Origin of the sequence: Draconibacterium orientale, assembly GCF_900111425.1 — a bacterium.
GTDB classification, from domain to species: domain Bacteria; phylum Bacteroidota; class Bacteroidia; order Bacteroidales; family Prolixibacteraceae; genus Draconibacterium; species Draconibacterium orientale.
In genome coordinates this window covers 206,694-224,966 of the sequence record NZ_FOHT01000001.1, presented here as the reverse complement: position 1 = coordinate 224,966, position 18,273 = coordinate 206,694, and the positions used below count along the sequence as shown (strand labels likewise).

Genomic DNA, 18,273 nt, shown 5'->3' with positions numbered 1-18,273 from the left:
ATGGCAAATTGTGGCAAAAATATATTATTAGCGCGAGAAGGGACTGAACAGCAGGAACGGTTTCTCGAATCACTAAAACCGGAATCACTTCATCTGAATGATTTTGGCTTGGAGCAGTGGATGGAGTTTGCGTATAATTTTGCTTCTCATGTTAATTATTTCGATACACAGGATGCTGCAACACCAAAGGGTAACTGGCAGGATTTTTTTAAAACAAAACCAGAGATTGAGGATTTTATTTCGGAACTTGAAAAAGACGGTGCCGTTACTCCGCATCTGGCATTATTCGTTACTTTTCTAAAATTGCTCGAACACTCAAAACAACGTTTTAACAAGCTTACTAAACGGCATCTTGATTTTTACTTCGGGCAAATACTGCAGATTGAAAAGCAAAAACCAACAGCGGATAAAGTACATGTCGTTTTTGAACTGGCAAAAAATGCTGTTGCTGAAAAAATTGAAAAAGAAACACTTCTTGATGGCGGGAAAGATGCGAATAATAAAAAGCTACTTTACGAAGTAACTGATGAGTTAATCGCCAATAAAACAAAAGTTGCCAGCTTGAAAAGCGTTTATAACGACCACGATAATTCGAAGCTGAAAGCCGCAGCAGTGGCTGATTCGTTTGATGGTAAGGGGGAGGATTTTCCGGACAAGGAAGTTAGTTGGTGGCCTTTTGGTTATTACGAGCAAAAAAATAATCCCGACACACGCGAATACCCCGAACTGGCTGATGCTAAAGTTGGATTTGCAGTGGCCGGAGAAATTTTGGAATTACAAGAAGGGAAACGAACAGTTCAGTTGCGTTTGAGTTTTGCCAAAGCATTGGCGCAAAACATTTCTGCTAAAGATTTACAAGACAACTTATCCATTTTTTGCACAGGAGAAAAAGATTGGTTGGGACCATTTGAAATTATAAATACCACTGAATTTGTATCAGGATCAGAAAGTAACAGAAAGGATTTAAATATTGCATTTCAAATTCCGAATGAAGAAAAAATGGTGATGGGCTACAGCGCCAAAACTCACGGCGAAAGTTTTAAAACTTCACAAGCAGTTTGTCGCATTCTCATAAAAACCGGAAATAAAAGGGGGCATCAGTTATACCGTAATTTTGTAGCTCAAAGTCTTACAAAAGTAAACTTGAAAGTTACCGTTTGTGGTATTAAAAAACCTGCTTTGCAAAACGACGTGGGAGCACTTAATCCTGAAAAACCATTCTATCCTTTTGGCAACCAGCCTGTGGAGAAATCCAAATTTCACATCACTTACCCCGAATTATTCAAAAAGAATTGGGACAATTTAAAAGTTAATGTAGAATGGAAAAATGCCCCGGATAGTCTTAAAGATTGGTACGAAGCCTATCAGCATTCATTTCTTAATGGTTTGTCGCATCAAAAGATGGCAAAATATTATTTGTCAAAAAAGAAATCGAACCTGATTGTTAAAAGTGATAGTTACTTTACTGCAGAAGTTGAAATTAATGATGCGAATGATTGGAAACCTTTGGATGAACCACAGAATATTCAATTGTTTCATAGAAACGGAGATAGTTCTTATACTGAATTCTCGGTGCCAAACGCAGACCGAAAAACGACAAGCAAATCAATACGTTTGTCGCTTAATCAATCCTTTTTGCACGACATGTTTCCGCGACTTTACGCCTTGTCAATAACTGATGAAAATGCATCAATACCCAACGAACCTTATACTCCATTTATTGAGCAAATAAGTTTGGACTATTCAGCATTGGCAACTTTTAAACCCGGAGACAAAAAGTTTACAAATGAGTTTCAACTTTTTCACGAACATCCGTTTGGGCAAAGTGAGGTAGTGCCATCCAACGCGGAGGATGCAGATATTTTTGTGGTACCGGAGTATTGTAAAGGAGGGGAGTTGTATATTGGCCTCGAAAATGCAGCACCGCAACAAATCGTCTCCCTTTTAATTCAGGTTTTGGAAGGTAGTGAAAATCCGGAGGTGAAATCGTTTGTTGGAAAACAACACGTTGAGTGGGACGTGCTTTGTTCTGATAATTGGCAGTCGCTGGATTCATCAGCCATTATTTCCAATAATACCGGGAATCTGTTGAAATCAGGAATTTTGAAATTCAATTTACCTAAAGAAGCAAACACCGATAATGCTTTATTGCCGGCAGGTTTAATTTGGCTGCGCGCCCGGATTCACAAAAACTACAATGCTGTTTCAAAAGTTATTGGAATTCATGCGCAGGCTGTTTTGGCAAAATTCAATAATAACGATAACGACCTAAAACATTTAAGCAATAGTTTGCCGGCTGAAACCATTTCAAAAATGGTGAATCGTATTCCAAAAGTAAAAGGACTTACTCAACCTTATAATTCATTTGGTGGGAAACCGCAAGAAAGCGATGAGGATTATTACCGGAGAATAAGCGAGCGATTGAGACACAAGAATCGTGCAGTAAGTATTTGGGATTATGAGCATTTAGTACTGCAGAATTTTCCGGAAATTCATAAAGCAAAATGTTTGTCGCACACCTGTACAAAGGTTGTAGGTAATAAACGGCAAACCAAATATCTGGCTCCCGGAAGTGTTGTTGTAGTAGTAATTCCCGATATCGTCAACAAAAACGTTTTCGATATTTATCAGCCGCGGGTAAGCAAAGCTACCTTATCGAAAATTCAGCAATTTCTTAAAAGGCATAATTCAAAACTGGTACAAACACTGGTCATTAATCCTGAGTATGAGGAGGTGCGAATTGATTTAAAAGTGAAATTTCATAAAGGATACGACAGCGTTTATTACAAAAGTGTATTGAATGACGATCTTACCCGTTTTCTTTCTCCCTGGGCTTTCGATCGCACTGCACCCATTCGTTTCGGGCAAACACTGCATAAAAGTGTAATTATAAACTATACCGAACAGCTTGATTATGTTGATTTTATTACTGACGTACGGCTGTTTCAGAAGACTGCAGCTTCAGGAGCAGTATCGGAAGTGAAAATTGCAACTCCATCGAGCCCTGAAGCGATTTTGGTTTCATCGAAGCAACACAGTGTAAAAGATGCAGTAAAAAATTGTTTAGCAACAACCATTGAACCGGCAGAAACATGTCAGAAGTAAACAAACATATCACCATACCGAAAGAGGTAAATTCGGGCAACGATCTGGATTATCAGTTTCTGAAGGAAAAAGGACAGGAGTATATCGAGAAACTGGCAAATAATATCTGGACTGATTACAACTCGCACGACCCGGGAATTACAATTCTGGAAATGTTGTGTTATGCCATTACCGATCTTGGAGCACGTATTTCATTGCCTATAGAAGATATTTTGGCACCGGCTGACAGTACAAAATCAAACGAAGATCAGTTTTTTAACGCATTGCAGATTTTACCATCGAAACCGGTAACCGAAGATGATTACCGGAAACTATTTATAGATATTGAAGGTGTTAAAAATTGTTGGCTTCAGAAATACGAAAAAACAGTTTATGTAGATTGTAAAAACGATCAGCTTTCGTATGATTCCGATGCTTTTAATACCGTAGAAGTTGAACTGCGACGAAGTTTTCAGTTAAATGGTTTGTATAAACTAGTTGTGGATTTTGATGAACTGGACGATACTAAATTTCCGCACAAAGCTGATAAAGATGCAGAGATAACCCGCTTAAAGGATTTAATATTCTCGCGTTATCACAAAAACAGAAATCTGTGCGAAGATTTGATAGAAGTTTCGGAAGTGGAAACGCACCCTATTGAAGTATGTGCCAGCATTGAAGTAGAGCCGGAAACCGACGAAGAGTTGGTGCATGCCAAAGTATTGCGGGCCATCGATCGTTATTTTTCTCCCAATTTGTGGTTTTATTCGCTTCAGCAAATGTTGGACAAAGGTTATTCAAGCGACCAGATTTTTGAAGGACCAACACTTACCAATGGTTTTATCGATCCAAAAGAATTGGCAGATGCTCGACTGCGAACAGAAGTTCGCTTATCGGATTTGATGCAGCTGATTATGAAAATTGAGGGAGTAAAAGTCATTAAAGATATATCGATAAATGACTGCCTTGATGAGGAAAATAAAAATGATGCATGGTTGATTTGTGTTCAGCCCGGACTGAAACCCAAACGTTGCGACAGCAGTGCATTTAGCTACTACAAGGATGTACTTCCATTAAATGTAAACAGCAAAAAAGTAAAGGAGTATAGTCAGCAATTATACGCCGAAGAACAGGAAAAACAAGAGCTTGCCAATGTGGGCATGGAACTTCGCGGGCCAAAAGGAAGTTTTGCCAATGTTGGTGAAACAACCACTATACAGAATGATTTTCCGGAAACTTATGGAATTGGAGCAGTTGGTTTGCCGGCGCGAGCCACTGAAGAACGTAAGGCACAAGCCAAACAATTAAAAGGCTACCTTTTGTTTTTCGACCAGATTTTTGCCACTTATTTTGCACACCTTGAAAAGGTTAAAGATCTGCTATCAGTAGACGATAAACTAGCTGCTACATACTTTACACAGGCTGTTAAAGATTTAGACGGGATGTCTGACCTGGTGAATAATTACCCATTGGCAGATGATGAGACACTCACCAAAAATCTATTGGAAGACCTCGACGATAATATTTTGCGTAAAAATGAATTGTTGGATCATCTGATTTCGCGTTTTGCCGAAAAATTCAGCAAGTATTCATTTTTAATGAAAGAGATTTACGGAACCTACGCTGACCAGGCAATAATAGATGCTAAGCAACTATTCTTATCGGAATATGGCGAAATTAAAAACACTGATGGAAGCATTAAAAACAAAGGAATAAGCAACTGGCGTGCAAGTGCTTTCAATTATTTTAACAGAACACCCGAAGAAATTTGGGATACCGAAAATGTGGCAGGAGCGCAAAAACGAATTGCCCGATTAAGTGGCATTCGTAATTTTAAACGCCGCAATCTTTCCCCTTCCTTTATCGAAACCTACAAACTCACCAATTCCGATAATAAAGAAGTATTTCGCTGGCACGTGAAAAACAACGATGGTGTTTACTTTCTTTCGTCAACCGAAGAATATAACACACGTGCTTTTGCCGAAGACGAACTGTACCAAACCATTGTTAAAATTGTTGAAACCCGGCCCGAAACAGTGGAAGCCATATTTGCCGAAGGGGTTGCCGACGAAAAGGAAGTTGGCAATTTTGAAATTCAGGTGTCGCCAAGTGGTAAATATTCGTTTGATGTAATAAATACAAATGCCGACCCGAAAAGTACCGACCGTATTATTGCCCGTCAGTTTTTGTATTACGAAACTCCAGGCGAATTGAAAACTGCAATTCTGGAAATGATAGAATTTTTCACGGTTGATTTTATTGAGGAGGGGATGTTCATTGTTGAGCATATTTTGCTTCGCCCCGACGTAACAAGCGACGCCGGAATGCAGGATCAATTTATGCCTGTTTGTACAAAACAGTGTACCAGTTGCGAACCTGTTGATCCGTATTCGTACCGGGTTACCGTTGTTTTACCCGGCTGGACACATCGTTTCCGGAATATGGATTTTAGAAAATTTATGGAAGAACTGATACGGAAAGAATTACCTGCCCACGTACTTGCCCGCATTTGCTGGATTGGCGAGCGTGATAAACTTGTGCCGGATGAGGAAAATGAAATGATACAGTTTGAAAAGGCTTATCATGAATTTTTACTGGCAAAAACAAATTCGGGACAGGAACAGGACGAAACAAAATTGAAAAATTTGATTGCGATACTTACAGAATTGAACACGATATATCCGACAGGAAGACTTATTGATTGCGACGATGATGAAGATTTGCTGGGAGGCAAAATTGTTTTGGGTCGCACAAATATTGGAAACCTTTAATTGAAAAGCGATGGAATCGAAATTAGCGAAAATAACAAACGGCTACCACACTTTTATAGAAAACCAGGTATTAACAGCCGAGCAGTTGAATGAATTTGTGAACTATTTGGATGACCAGAACAGACTGTCAAAAGTGTTTCTGCATGGCGTTGGAATTGTTTGTGGGTTTCCGGTAAAAATGAGCCAGCCGGCAGAAAATGGACCGTTGAATTCGGATAACGACAATACTGTTGAGATTGGTCAGGGTGTTGGCCTAACCACTGATGGCGATTTGTTACAGTTGAAAAAGGCATCGCAAATAATTGATGGCTCGGTTACCTATACACACTATAAAAAGTTCACGGATGAAGTTGCAGAATATGAGCCTTTCAGAGAAGATTCGGAAGTAATTGATATGTGGGAAATCTTCCCGGAAAGTGGCGATAACCGGACAAAACTTAATAACCTGAAACTGGATGACAAAATTGCTTTGCTTTACATCGAATCGTATGAAGACGGTGGAAACTTGTGCACCAGTATCGACTGCGATAATCAGGGAATTAAACAGGTTCAGAATTTAAGGGTTTTGCTGGTGACTGAAAAAGGTGCCGAGCAGATTATAAAAAACGATTCAGTTTTTACCTGGCATAATGTGCCCGAATTATATACGCAACTGCCGGAGATAAAATTACCGCGAATTAGTTTGCTAAATGTTGACAGTCTGGCTGCTTTTCGTCAAAGTTTTTTAGCTGCATTTTCGCAAACAGTTATTACCAATTTAAAAGATGGTTATGAGGCTATTTTGGATTTATTTGGACTTCCTTCGGTTTCAACAAAAATCGACGAGTTGCTAAAACTCAATCTAAGTGCGATCAATTCAATGGTCGATTTTCAGTACCGTTACGATTTATTGGCCGATTTAATTGATACGTACAACGAAATCAAAAAATTGTTGTTACACATTAATGTTGAGTGCTCGCCTGCAATTGATTCTTTTCCAAAACACCTGTTACTGGGGCGGCTTCAGGAAACTGAACCGTATAAAACTTTTCGTCACCGGGTTTATAAATCACCTTTGTCAGCTACAGAGCAGTTTAATCGAAGTAAAATTAAGAGCTTAATTTTGAGGGCGCAACACTTGCTGAATAACTACAATGTTACTTTAAATGAGAGTGTTCAGGAAATTCGTATCACACCATCGCAGTTGAATGGAGAATTAGGCTGCAAGGCAATTCCATTTTATTACAATTTAGATGCAGGATTTTTAGAAACCTGGAGTTTTGAGAAAACAACGAATCTCAAACAAAATTATAATCTCAGTTATTCAACCGATGTACTTGCTAATGTTCCGGAAGTTCAAAGCCCGTTACAATTTAGTACCGATGAATTTAATTTTTATCGAATTGAAGGCCATTTGGGGCTCGACGCAGAAGCCTGCGAAAATGAGATCGACAATTTGCTAAGGACAAATGGACTTGATTTTAAGTGCCGGATAATTCCGCTTGATGATACTGAAAATCCGTTTGCCCAGTTTCTAAAAAAGCACTCTCAGGCCGTGCATCGTGGAGGCGTTGTAAAAGGCGGAACATTTTTGTTGGTAGCACAGCAAAACAAGGTTGTGTCCGATTTATTTCTGCCTTACCGCATAATTGAGGAAACGGCACAAAACGATTGTTGCTCGTTAATGGAATGTACATATCCATGGATTAGTTCGTTGAAATACCTGAATAACCTGGCACGCAGTACCAAAGGCACGCAAAGCCGAAACAAAGTTATGCCAAAAGAATATGTGTTACAGGTGGTAGAATACCGAATTAACAGACAAAATTTGATAAATGGAACTACAACAATTCGTATTCCTCTACAGCAAATATTTTTACGGCGAATACACGCCATAACGGAGGCTTTGAATACGCGATTTGATAAGGGTGTGGTTTTTGATTTTAACGAGAGTCAGAAACGGTTTGTAATTACCCGCGCCAAAGAGGATTCGTTTGTGATTCGGTTACGCGATGTCACATTAAATTATTCGAATCCGATTTACACTTACAGTAACAAAGGAATGTTCCGAAATAACCTCGTTTTTAGAGCGGATGCTATGCGGTGTCGCGATTTGAAAAAATATAACCCAACGTTTTACGAGGCATTGCAGGGCAAAATTGCTCCGGTGAATAAAGATGACGATTATGGAAAATTTAACGATAAGTGGGCAAAATGGAATGTGCTGAAAGAACGCATAAAAACCCACCCGGAAATTGTTCGGTTAAAACTTACCCGAATGATAAGCAGTGCAAGCGAGCTTCCAGGAGAAATAAAACGACAGCTGAGAACACTAAAAGCAGACTTTCAGCAGCGAACAGAAACTGATTTGCAGTTTAAATTAGATGGCGATTGGGTTACCGGCGATTGGGTAAATTCAACCATGTTGGATTTTTACAAAGCCAATAAAAAGAACACGCACGATGATTTGGTTTTGTTTGTACAGCTTAGAAAATACCTGCATAGCGAAACCGGCGTAACCAAACTTTCAATATACCTAACAAATGAATTGTATACCAATAATTTTGATGAGCTAATTGAACGTTATAGTGGTTTTGCTGATATTTATTTTGGTACACCTACGGGAGAAAATGCAATAGACCTTTAATGATGAGAACGTATATAAATAAAAAAGGATATCAGTCGTTTAAATGTATACGTCGAATGATATCCCGATGGGCAAAAAACACTTTGAAAATTGTACTAAACTTAACAGACAAAAATAAAGCCGCTAACGCTTTGCACTATCATCGCTATGTCAACCAACCCAGTAATTCATCTCTGAATCCTATGTTATCAAATTTAGGGTATTTGGAAATAAAATGCAAGAGATAAGCATTTAAAATAGAATGTATTCTGAAAAAAAACATATCATCGAAAAAGTTATTCTTGATATCAATGAATCGGGAGAGCAACAGGCGCAACAGATTAAAAATTATATTGGTGATTATGCGCAAAACAAATTATTTCCGGTAATTCAAGAACTATTAAATGAATACGATACCGAAGAAAATATTATTCGTTTAGACCGGCTTGATATTAACTTCTCTTTGCAGGACTGGGAAGATGATGAGACCATGAAATTTAAGCTAAGCGAGAAACTAAGAGCTCAGTTAATTCAGGCAACAAAAACGGCTTCGAAAACTCATGCAGAGCAAAACGGAACTGGGCAACCTGGTAGCGAATCACAAATTGTAAAAACGAAAGACAACATACAAAATACCTTTTTGTTTTTTATAGAAAAAGGCTACCTGCCATGGTTTGGGAAACCAGAATATATTGACGAAATAACTTCTGCCTCAAAATGGAATAAAAGTATTGCCGATCAAAAATTTGTAGCAGAACTTAAACGTTTGTTTCGGAAAAATGATACTGCAACAGAACGATTTACTCTGCAGGTTTCGGAGGAACTTATCCTGAAATTTATTGGTGTTTCGGGAGTGTTGAAAATCAAAAACGAGAAAAAGTTGTTGCATTTTGTCAATTCGTGTGACACCGGTTTTAGAAAAAACTTTTTGATGGCGCTTATACTGCTTTCAGTAAATGCTACGAGAGGTTATGAGTTTTTAAGAAAGATGCTACTTTTTCAAATAAAAGAGCATAAGATTACAGACGCCAATTTAGAGGGAATTGTAACCCATTTAAAGATTTTAATTAATGAAATCAATCGACATTTTGAGGAAGAACCTATTAGTGAGTTTCTTCCTACAGAAGATGAAATAAGAGAATTTGTTGAAAAAGAAAAGGGATCCAAAGAGTCGGTTAATTTGAGCAGAAAAATTGAACCAACCATTTTAAATCTTTCCGATAAAAAAGAGTTCCAATTTTTTGATAAGGACAAAACTGAAATTTTTGTTCGTAATGCGGGGCTCGTAATTTTGGGTCCTTTTTTACCAACTTTTCTGAAACAATTTAACTGGACCAGCAAAAGTGGCAAGATTAAGAAAGATGCAAAAGTAAAAGCTGTTCAGGCTTTTTACTTTTTAGCCACTGGCGAAATCCACTTTTTTGAAGCCAATATGGTATTTGAAAAATTTTTGTGTGGGCTGCCACTTTCAACTCCAATACCCCAAAAAAGTTTGCTGAATAACGAAGTGAAAGAAGAAGCAGAAGATTTGTTGCGCCAGGTTATAAAATACTGGCCGGCCTTAAAGAATACTGGTGCCGGTGGTTTGCGCCAAATGTTTCTTAATCGAAATGGGAAACTCATAAAAACGGAAAATGGGTTTAAGCTCCTGATTGAGCGCAAAACTCAGGATATACTATTGGACAAATTGCAGTGGAATATCTCGCTGCTAAAATTGCCATGGAAAGAAGAATTGTTATTTGTAGAATGGTAAGCTTATGAAAATAAAAGTAAAGAGACCCGGAAGTTCAGGGAAAAGCAGTCAGTCGTTCTTTTCAAAAAATAACGAGTCAGGCTTTTTCTCCAGGCAGGCTAAATTGAATGTTGGTCAACCCAACGATAAATACGAACAAGAAGCAGATCAGGTTGCCGATCAGGTTGTAAGCGAAAGCAACAGTTCAAAACCATTTTTTAGTCCTGCTGAAAATTCAATAACTCAAACAAATTTACTTTCAGAATCGATAACTCCATTGGTGCAGAAACAAGAGGAAGAAGAGGAAGAAGCTCAAGCTAAAATGGAGACGCAGAACATACAACGAGAATCTGAAGAGGAAGAGTTGCAGCCTAAGTTGGAAATTCAGCAAGAATCTGAAGATGAAGAAAAGGAAGAAGCACTGCAGCTAAAACAGGAAAATAGTGGCGTTAGTAGGCAAAATATGACAGAACAGTTAATTGCTAAGAGCAGAGGCGCGGGAAGTCCGTTAACTACAAAAATACAGGCGGAAATGGAAAGTGGATTCGGGGCTGATTTTAGTGGTGTTAAAATACATACTGGCAGTCGTGCAATTCAAATGAATAAAGATTTGGGTGCCCGGGCCTTTACGTCTGGCAACGACATTTATTTCAATTCCGGGCAGTTTCAACCTGCTTCTGACAGTGGGAAAAAATTGCTCGCTCACGAGTTAACACATACTTTACAACAAGGAGCCAGCTCTACACAAACATTGGTACAGCGATCGACAGCAGACGAGGCTTATCAACAGGTTGTTGATGCTGCAAGTGGCTGGGGAACCGATGAAGAGGGTATTTTTAGCGCAATAAGAAGCTGTAGCGAGAGAAATCAGTTAAGAGGCCGAATTCAGGGGATTTTAAGTTCTGAATTATCCGGTTACGATTTGTTTAAGGCTAGGTTGTTGTTAAAATATGGTCCGGAAACCAATTTTCCACCGGGAATTTTAACCATATGGGAAGCCACCGATGGAGCCGGAACAAATGAGGAATTGGTGTACGATGCAATTAGAAGTTCTTCAAACCGGGCTTTATTGAAACGGTCAACATGGGTGCAGCGAACTTTAACAAATGAAATGTCGGGACATGAATATGCAAAAACTCAATTGCTTTTTAGGTACGGAATCGAGTCTTCTTATCCCGCTTATATAAACTCATTGTGGACTGCTACTGTTGGAACAGGTACAAATGAAAGTTTGATCTATAATACCATGCTTACCATGTCGCCTACACAGCTTGCAGAATTGCGAACGAATACAACTTTTGTGGGAGTTGTTCGCGATGACTTGTCGGGGGCAGAATTGCAGCGCTTTAACTCCATGTTAAGCGGGACAGATCCTGCCATTCAGGCAAACGATTCAACAGCGGGTTATGGAGCAACACAAACCGGGCCGATTGCAACCACAGGAGGCGATCGTGATGATACCGATGCGTATTCTCCTGATGATATTCGACAAGGTGCTCTCGGCGATTGCTATTTCCTTGCATCACTTTCTGCTGTTGCCAGAAGTAACCCTGCATCGCTGAGAAATAGAATAACAAGACAGTCGGACGGTTCGTATAACGTCATTTTATATGTGAGAGATGAGGATAATTTTAGGCAACAGGTTGTTAATGTAACGGCAACTTTTCCGCAGGGGAGTGGTGGAACCGGTGGCTTTACCTATGCACGCGGAGGTGATGCAAATGCACATGGAACTGAACTTTGGGTAAGGTTATTTGAGAAGGCTTATGCCAAGCTGCGCGGAAGTTATGATGCCATTGAAGCGGATTGGGCAGCAGTGGGGCTTGGTGCTGTAACAGGTGAGCAGGCTGAAAATATTGCCCTGAGTAGTATCACTAATGCCAATTTAAAAACAAGAATCGATCAGGCGTTTAGAGCCCAAAAACCGGTAACAGTTACTTCAAATAGCGAAAGCTTTTTTAACGGATTAACAGGAATATTACAGACATATGCCAACTCGCACAATATTGTTGGACCGCATGTATATGCAGTAATGTCGGTAACCGACGATGAAATTACCTTGAGAAATCCACACGGAGGAAGTACTGCAGTAGTGACGATGCCGTGGGTATTGCTCAGGTATTATTTTTACAGAGTGACAAGCATTCGACTTCCATCAAGATAAAAGAAGAAAAGTGAGATTTAGCCAGATAGAAACAGATTTAGTGAATTTTATTCGGTATCGATTAGACATTGAATTAAAGAATAAAATTTTAGACCCAATTGAAATAAATTCGGATAGCAATAACTTCGAACTCTCTCAATTCATTAAGGCCCATAAACTATCTACACCTGAAATTGTAACGATGTTAATTGCTCTTGTACCACATTTATCTCCCGAATTCTTCAGTAATATAATTGCCGAGTATCTTCCTAATGGCGGCGATTTTCCTGAGTTTGGTGGCGTAAAGGGTAAAAATCATCGCGGACTTTTACCAACAGGAGAAACGGTGCTTTACATTTTGGCTGGGTACGATATTGAAAAGCGAATTGAATTGGCCAAAATGTTTGAGGAAGACCATTTGTTTGCACAAAAAAGTATACTGTATGTTGAGCCCGTTCCTGCCGGAGAACCCAAAATGAGTGGTCGCTTAATTATGGACGACGAATATGTGGATCTTTTTACTTCAGGTAAAGTGTCGAAGCCCAAACTTAGTAGCGATTTCCCGGCACAGCGGATATCAACTAATTTGGAATGGACCGACCTTGTATTAAAAGACAAAACTTTAGATGAGGTAAAAGAGCTTGAAACCTGGTTAAATTTCAACGAGCAGTTAATGAGCGAGTGGGGTATGCGCGAAAAAATAAAACCAGGTTATCGCGTGTTATTTCATGGCCCGTCGGGAACCGGAAAAACATTAACCGCCTGTTTACTTGGAAAATATACCGGTCGCGATGTTTACCGCGTTGATTTATCGATGGTGATTTCGAAATATATTGGCGAAACAGAGAAAAATCTGTCGGGATTGTTTAACAAGGCAGCCCACAAAAATTGGATTTTGTTTTTTGATGAGGCCGATTCGCTCTTTGGTAAACGCACAAACGTTCGCGATGCACACGATAAATACGCTAACCAGGAAGTTTCGTACCTTTTGCAGCGCATTGAAGCTCATCAGGGTTTGGTTATACTGGCATCGAATATGAAAGGAAATATCGACAGTGCTTTTACCCGCCGGTTTAATGCATTTGTAGAATTTGATCCTCCTGGAGTTGCCGAACGCTTGAAATTGTGGAAGGTTTACATGCCCAATAGCAACAAAGTGAGTAAAAAGATTGGGCTGGAAGAGCTGGCTAAAAACTACGAATTAACCGGCGCCAACATCGTTAATACAATTCATTATGCCGGTTTGCTAACCATTAAAGACAAAAAAGCACAACTTGATAAAAACGCGTTGATGGCCGGAATACGAAAAGAGTACAAGAAAGAAGGAAAGATATTTCAGAAGTAGTTCTTTTCAGTACATATTCGGTTTGGTATTTAGTTGGTTTTTTAAAGAATAAAATTTTAACGAATCCTTTGGCATAACATGCACAATTTCCCAATTTTAGAAAATATTGATTAAATCCATATTTCAACTTATGAATAGACTTATTTTGTGCCTGCTTTTTTTTGCCTTTGTATCAACCGCTTCGGCGCAGTTTGATGCTAATTACGATGAAAGTAAAGTTCCCGAATTTAAATTGCCGGATCCATTAAAAATGTTTAACGGTAAAAAGATTCGCAATTCAAAAAAGTGGGAAAAAAATCGGTGTCCGGAACTACTCAATTTTTTTACCGAAAATGTGTATGGTGAGGTTCCCGGCGAGTTGGCAATTTCTTCGGTGCAAATATTGGAACAAAGCGAAAATGCTTTGAATGGAAAAGCAATACGAAAACAAGTTGATCTTGTTTTTAAGAACCACGGTAAAACATTAGATTTTACCGTTTTAATCTATCTACCTAAAAGTGTTGAAAAAGCTCCCTTGTTTGTCGGGTATAATTTCTATGGAAATCACACAATAACTGAAGACGTCGAGGTTATAATCTCGGGTTCGTGGGCAAGAAATAATCCGTCGTTTGGAATAATAAACAACCAGTTAACGGAGCAGTCGAGAGGTGTTAGAACCAACCGTTGGTGTGTTGACAAGATAATTGACGCAGGTTTTGGACTGGCAACTATTTATTACGGAGAAGTAGATCCCGATAAAGATGATTTTTCGGATGGTATTCACCCGTTATTTTATATCGACGATCAGCAACAACCTGCTGCCAACGAATGGGGATCGATCGCAGCCTGGTCGTGGGGCTTAAGTCGTGCAATGGACTATTTTGAGCGCGATAATGCTATCGATGAATCGAAAGTAGTGGTTTTTGGCCATTCGCGCCTGGGAAAAACAGCTTTGTGGGCTGGTGCAAGCGATGAGCGTTTTGCCGGGGTAATTTCTAATGAACCAGGATGTGGCGGTGCTGCGCTATCGAAACGCCGGTTTGGCGAAACAGTGTGGCGGATTAATAATTCCTTTCCGCACTGGTTTTGTAAAAATTTCAGAAACTACAGTAAAAACGAGGAGGCCTTACCGGTTGATCAGCATGAACTGATTGCTTTAATTGCGCCGCGTCCTGTTTATATTGCAAGTGCCGAAGAGGATCGGTGGTCGGATCCAAAAGGCGAATTTCTCGGAGCCTTATACGCCACCCCGGTGTTTGAACTTTACGGAAAAAAGGGAATAGAGCAAACAGAAATGCCGGGAGTTAATCAGCCCATTCAAAACACAGTTGCTTATCATATTCGGACAGGAGAACATGATGTAACTGAATTCGACTGGGAGCAGTACATAAAATGGGCGCAGAAATTCATTCATTAATCAACTAAATTTACTACTGTGAAAAAACTTGGTCTATTATTTATCCTGGCAGTATTTATTGCCTGCAACAAGGAAAAGGCACCTGAAACAATACACTTGTTTAACGGAACAGATTTATCGGGTTGGCATGCCGACGTGCCTGATGCTGATAATAACTCCAATATTGAGAAATCGTTTGTAGTTCGCGATTCTTTGCTGGTAAGTATGGGCGATCCGAGGGGCCATTTAATTACGGATTCGGTTTATCAGAACTACCGACTGGAGGTGGAATATCGCTTTGCCGGTGAGCCGGGGAACTGTGGTGTTTTGGTTCATGCTTCAACACCACGGGCGTTATATGATATGTTTCCTAAATCGTTGGAGGTACAAATGCAGCATGGCGATGCCGGCGATTTTTGGTGTATTGTTGAAGATATTGAAGTGCCGGATATGGTTGTAAGACGCGGACCGAAGGAAGAGTGGGGGATTACTGAAGGTAAAAAACGTCGGATAATGAATCTGACAGACGATTCGGAAAAACCTTTGGGCGAATGGAACAACATGCTAATTGAGTGTGTGGCTGACACCATAAAAGTTTGGGTAAACGACGATCTTGTAAATTACGGTTATAATTGTACTGTCACCAAAGGACAAATTGCCGTTCAGGCGGAAGGAGCAGAGGTTGAATTCAAAAAGATTGATTTAGCTCCTATTCTCAAAACCACACCGATTGATTAAGCTACTTTGAAAGGCGTAAAAAGCAAATCATGATTTCCGGGAATCACTAACAGAATTAAAATAAGGACAGATACACGCTCATAAAAAAAGGGAACTTTGCAGTTCCCTTTTCAATATCGTAGTGATTGATAATTATTTATCCACTTCAACTTTTGCCAGATGTTCACTTTTGTAAGCTCCCGAAAGTAATTTCTCACGTGCTTCTTTAAATGCTTTCAGCGTAAGTTCTACATCCTCTAAAGAATGCATTGCCGTTGGTATCAGGCGTAAAAGAATTTCTCCTTTAGGAATTACCGGGTAAACCACCATCGAGCAGAAAATTCCATAATTTTCGCGAAGATCGTAAACCATTTGTGTTGCTTCAGCTTCGCCACCTTTCATGTAAACCGGAGTAACTTGCGTATTGGTTTTTCCAAGGTCGAAACCGGCTTCTTTTAAGCCGCCTTGCAACGCATTAACAATTGTCCACAGTTTTTCGCGTAACTCAGGCATGGTACGAATCATGTCCAAACGTTTCAATGCACCAATTGTCATCGGCATTGGTAACGATTTCGCAAAAGTTTGCGAACGCATATTGTAACGTAAAATGTAGCAGATATCCGTTTCGCAAGCAACAAAACCACCAATCCCGGCCATTGCTTTTGCAAATGTTCCGAAGTAAATGTCAATTCCATCCTGAACGCCAAAATGCTCACCCGAACCGGCACCTGTTGGTCCCATTGTTCCAAAACCGTGTGCATCGTCAACAAACAAACGGAAATCGAATTCTTTTTTCAGTGCAACTATCTCATCAAGTTTACCAACCTGACCGGTCATACCGAAAACCCCTTCAGTAATTAATAAAATACCACCTCCGGTTTCGGCAGCGCGTTTTGTTGCGAAACCTAACATCTTGCGGCATTTCTCCATATCGTTGTGTTGGTACACAAAACTTTTTCCACCTTTTGCTTTATGAAGGAAAACCCCGTCCATAATACAAGCGTGCGATTCCGAATCGTAAACAATAACATCGTTACGGCTGGCAAGCGCGTCGATTGCAGAAACCATTCCCTGATAACCGTAGTTCAATAAAAATGCATCAGGTTTGCTAACAAAAGCAGCTAACTCACGCTCCAGTTGTTCGTGTTTAACTGTTTGTCCCGACATCATTCTAGCTCCCATCGGATAAGCCATACCATACTGTGCTGCAGCTTCAGCATCAGCTTTTCTAACCTCTGGGTGGTTGGCCAATCCCAGGTAGTTGTTCAAACTCCATGTCAATACTTCTTTACCACGGAAATTCATTCTGGCTGCAATTTCGCCTTCCAGTTTTGGAAACGCAAAATAACCGTGAATTTGGTCCATCCACTTGCCAATATCACCTTTATTATTTCTGAATTTATCAAATATATCCACGATGATTTGTTTTTAAGTTTAAATTATAAGGATGCAAATGTAATCTTTTTTAAAATCTCAGCAAATGTGTTAAATAATACTAACACATCAACTTAACGTTAGCAATTAGTCCTATTTTCACACACTGTAATTAGAGGTATTATAGCTATGCAATTGTTAATGAGTGAAATAACATATTTGGGAAAAGCTGTAAATTCCTTAAATTTTGACGATTAATTCGTTTCAATTAATTAAAAAAAGTATATTTTTGCGCCATGTTTATGAAAATGAGATTTTTGGGGATCGGACTACTAGTAATTTTATTGATCACAGCTTCGTGCGGAGACTATAACAAGATTGTAAAAAGTACCGATTACGAGTTTAAATACAAAAAAGCTGTTGAGTATTACGAAGACGGCGAATATGTTCGTTCAGCAACTTTGTTTAGAGAATTGGTGAACATTTACCGCGGAACCTCGCGAGCCGACAAAATTTATTATTACTATGCTAAAAGTATGATCGGTCAGAAAGACTATTTAATGGCGGGTCATTATTTTAAGTCGTTGGTAAAAGAGTTTCCAACGAGTGAATATGTGGAAGAGGCACAATTTATGATTGGCTACTGCTCTTATTTATTGTCGCCAAAACCAAGGCTCGATCAGCAGGTAACTCAACAGGCTATTGATGCCTTACAATTATACATTAACTTGTATCCGTATAGCGACCGTGTTGACGAAGCTAACCGCTTAATTGACGAATTGGTTGATAAGTTGGTATACAAATCGTTTTTAAGTGCTAAATTGTACTACGATTTTGAGCAATACAAAGCGGCGGTAATTGCTTTAGGTAATAGTCTTGATAAATACCCTGAAAGTAAATATCGCGAAGAACTGAAATTTATGTTGTTAAAATCGAAGTATTTGCTGGCTGAAAAAAGTATTGTTGAAAAACAAAACGAACGATATACAAATGCGCTCGACGAATATTTTTCATTTATCGATGAATATCCCGACAGTGAACACAAAAAAGAGGTAGATAAGTTTTACGAAACAGCCTCTGAGATATTGAATTATAAAGAAGAAAATGATTTAAACATTAATTAGAAT

At 39.3% G+C, this 18,273-nt stretch carries 10 protein-coding genes; 9 read left to right on the top strand and 1 reads right to left on the bottom strand.

Going from position 1 to position 18,273, the window contains the following annotated elements:
* From BMW53_RS00885 to BMW53_RS00850, 8 genes are all read left to right on the top strand, one after another.
* Positions 1–3,105 (top strand): baseplate J/gp47 family protein, encoded by a 3,105-nt coding sequence (locus BMW53_RS00885; RefSeq protein ID WP_038561315.1) that lies wholly within the window; start codon positions 1–3, stop codon positions 3,103–3,105.
* On the top strand, positions 3,093–5,855 hold the full coding sequence (locus tag BMW53_RS00880; protein ID WP_038561318.1) for a contractile injection system baseplate wedge protein: 2,763 nt from the start codon (positions 3,093–3,095) through the stop codon (positions 5,853–5,855). Before BMW53_RS00885 ends, BMW53_RS00880 begins: the two co-directional genes overlap by 13 nt.
* 10 nt (positions 5,856–5,865) lie before the next feature.
* Positions 5,866–8,481 carry a hypothetical protein gene (locus BMW53_RS00875; protein WP_038561321.1) on the top strand — a complete coding sequence of 872 codons (2,616 nt, stop codon included), beginning with the start codon at positions 5,866–5,868 and terminating at the stop codon, positions 8,479–8,481.
* A gap of 241 nt (positions 8,482–8,722) precedes the next feature.
* Entirely contained in the window at positions 8,723–10,213 is a 1,491-nt protein-coding gene (locus BMW53_RS00870) for a contractile injection system tape measure protein (RefSeq protein WP_038561324.1), read from the top strand.
* 4 nt (positions 10,214–10,217) lie between these two features.
* On the top strand, positions 10,218–12,356 hold the full coding sequence (locus tag BMW53_RS00865) for an eCIS core domain-containing protein (RefSeq protein ID WP_051567967.1): 2,139 nt from the start codon (positions 10,218–10,220) through the stop codon (positions 12,354–12,356).
* A 181-nt stretch (positions 12,357–12,537) separates the two neighbouring features.
* Positions 12,538–13,680: an ATP-binding protein gene (locus BMW53_RS00860; RefSeq protein ID WP_139177984.1), complete on the top strand. Its 1,143-nt coding sequence runs from the start codon at positions 12,538–12,540 to the stop codon at positions 13,678–13,680.
* A 130-nt stretch (positions 13,681–13,810) separates the two neighbouring features.
* Complete coding sequence (locus BMW53_RS00855) at positions 13,811–15,076, top strand: glucuronyl esterase domain-containing protein (protein WP_074780076.1); 1,266 nt, start codon at positions 13,811–13,813, stop codon at positions 15,074–15,076.
* Positions 15,077–15,094: 18 nt separating this feature from the next.
* Positions 15,095–15,793, top strand: coding sequence for a 3-keto-disaccharide hydrolase (locus BMW53_RS00850; RefSeq protein ID WP_038561328.1), 699 nt, complete (start codon positions 15,095–15,097; stop codon positions 15,791–15,793).
* Between the two features lie 132 nt (positions 15,794–15,925).
* Here BMW53_RS00850 and BMW53_RS00845 read toward each other — a convergent pair whose 3' ends face one another.
* Positions 15,926–17,188, bottom strand: coding sequence for an aminotransferase class I/II-fold pyridoxal phosphate-dependent enzyme (locus BMW53_RS00845; RefSeq protein ID WP_038561331.1), 1,263 nt, complete (start codon positions 17,186–17,188; stop codon positions 15,926–15,928).
* Positions 17,189–17,454: 266 nt separating this feature from the next.
* On the opposite strand from BMW53_RS00845, the gene BMW53_RS00840 reads away from it, so the two are divergent.
* Complete coding sequence (locus BMW53_RS00840) at positions 17,455–18,270, top strand: outer membrane protein assembly factor BamD (protein WP_217642859.1); 816 nt, start codon at positions 17,455–17,457, stop codon at positions 18,268–18,270.
* The last annotated feature ends 3 nt before the right edge of the window (positions 18,271–18,273 follow it).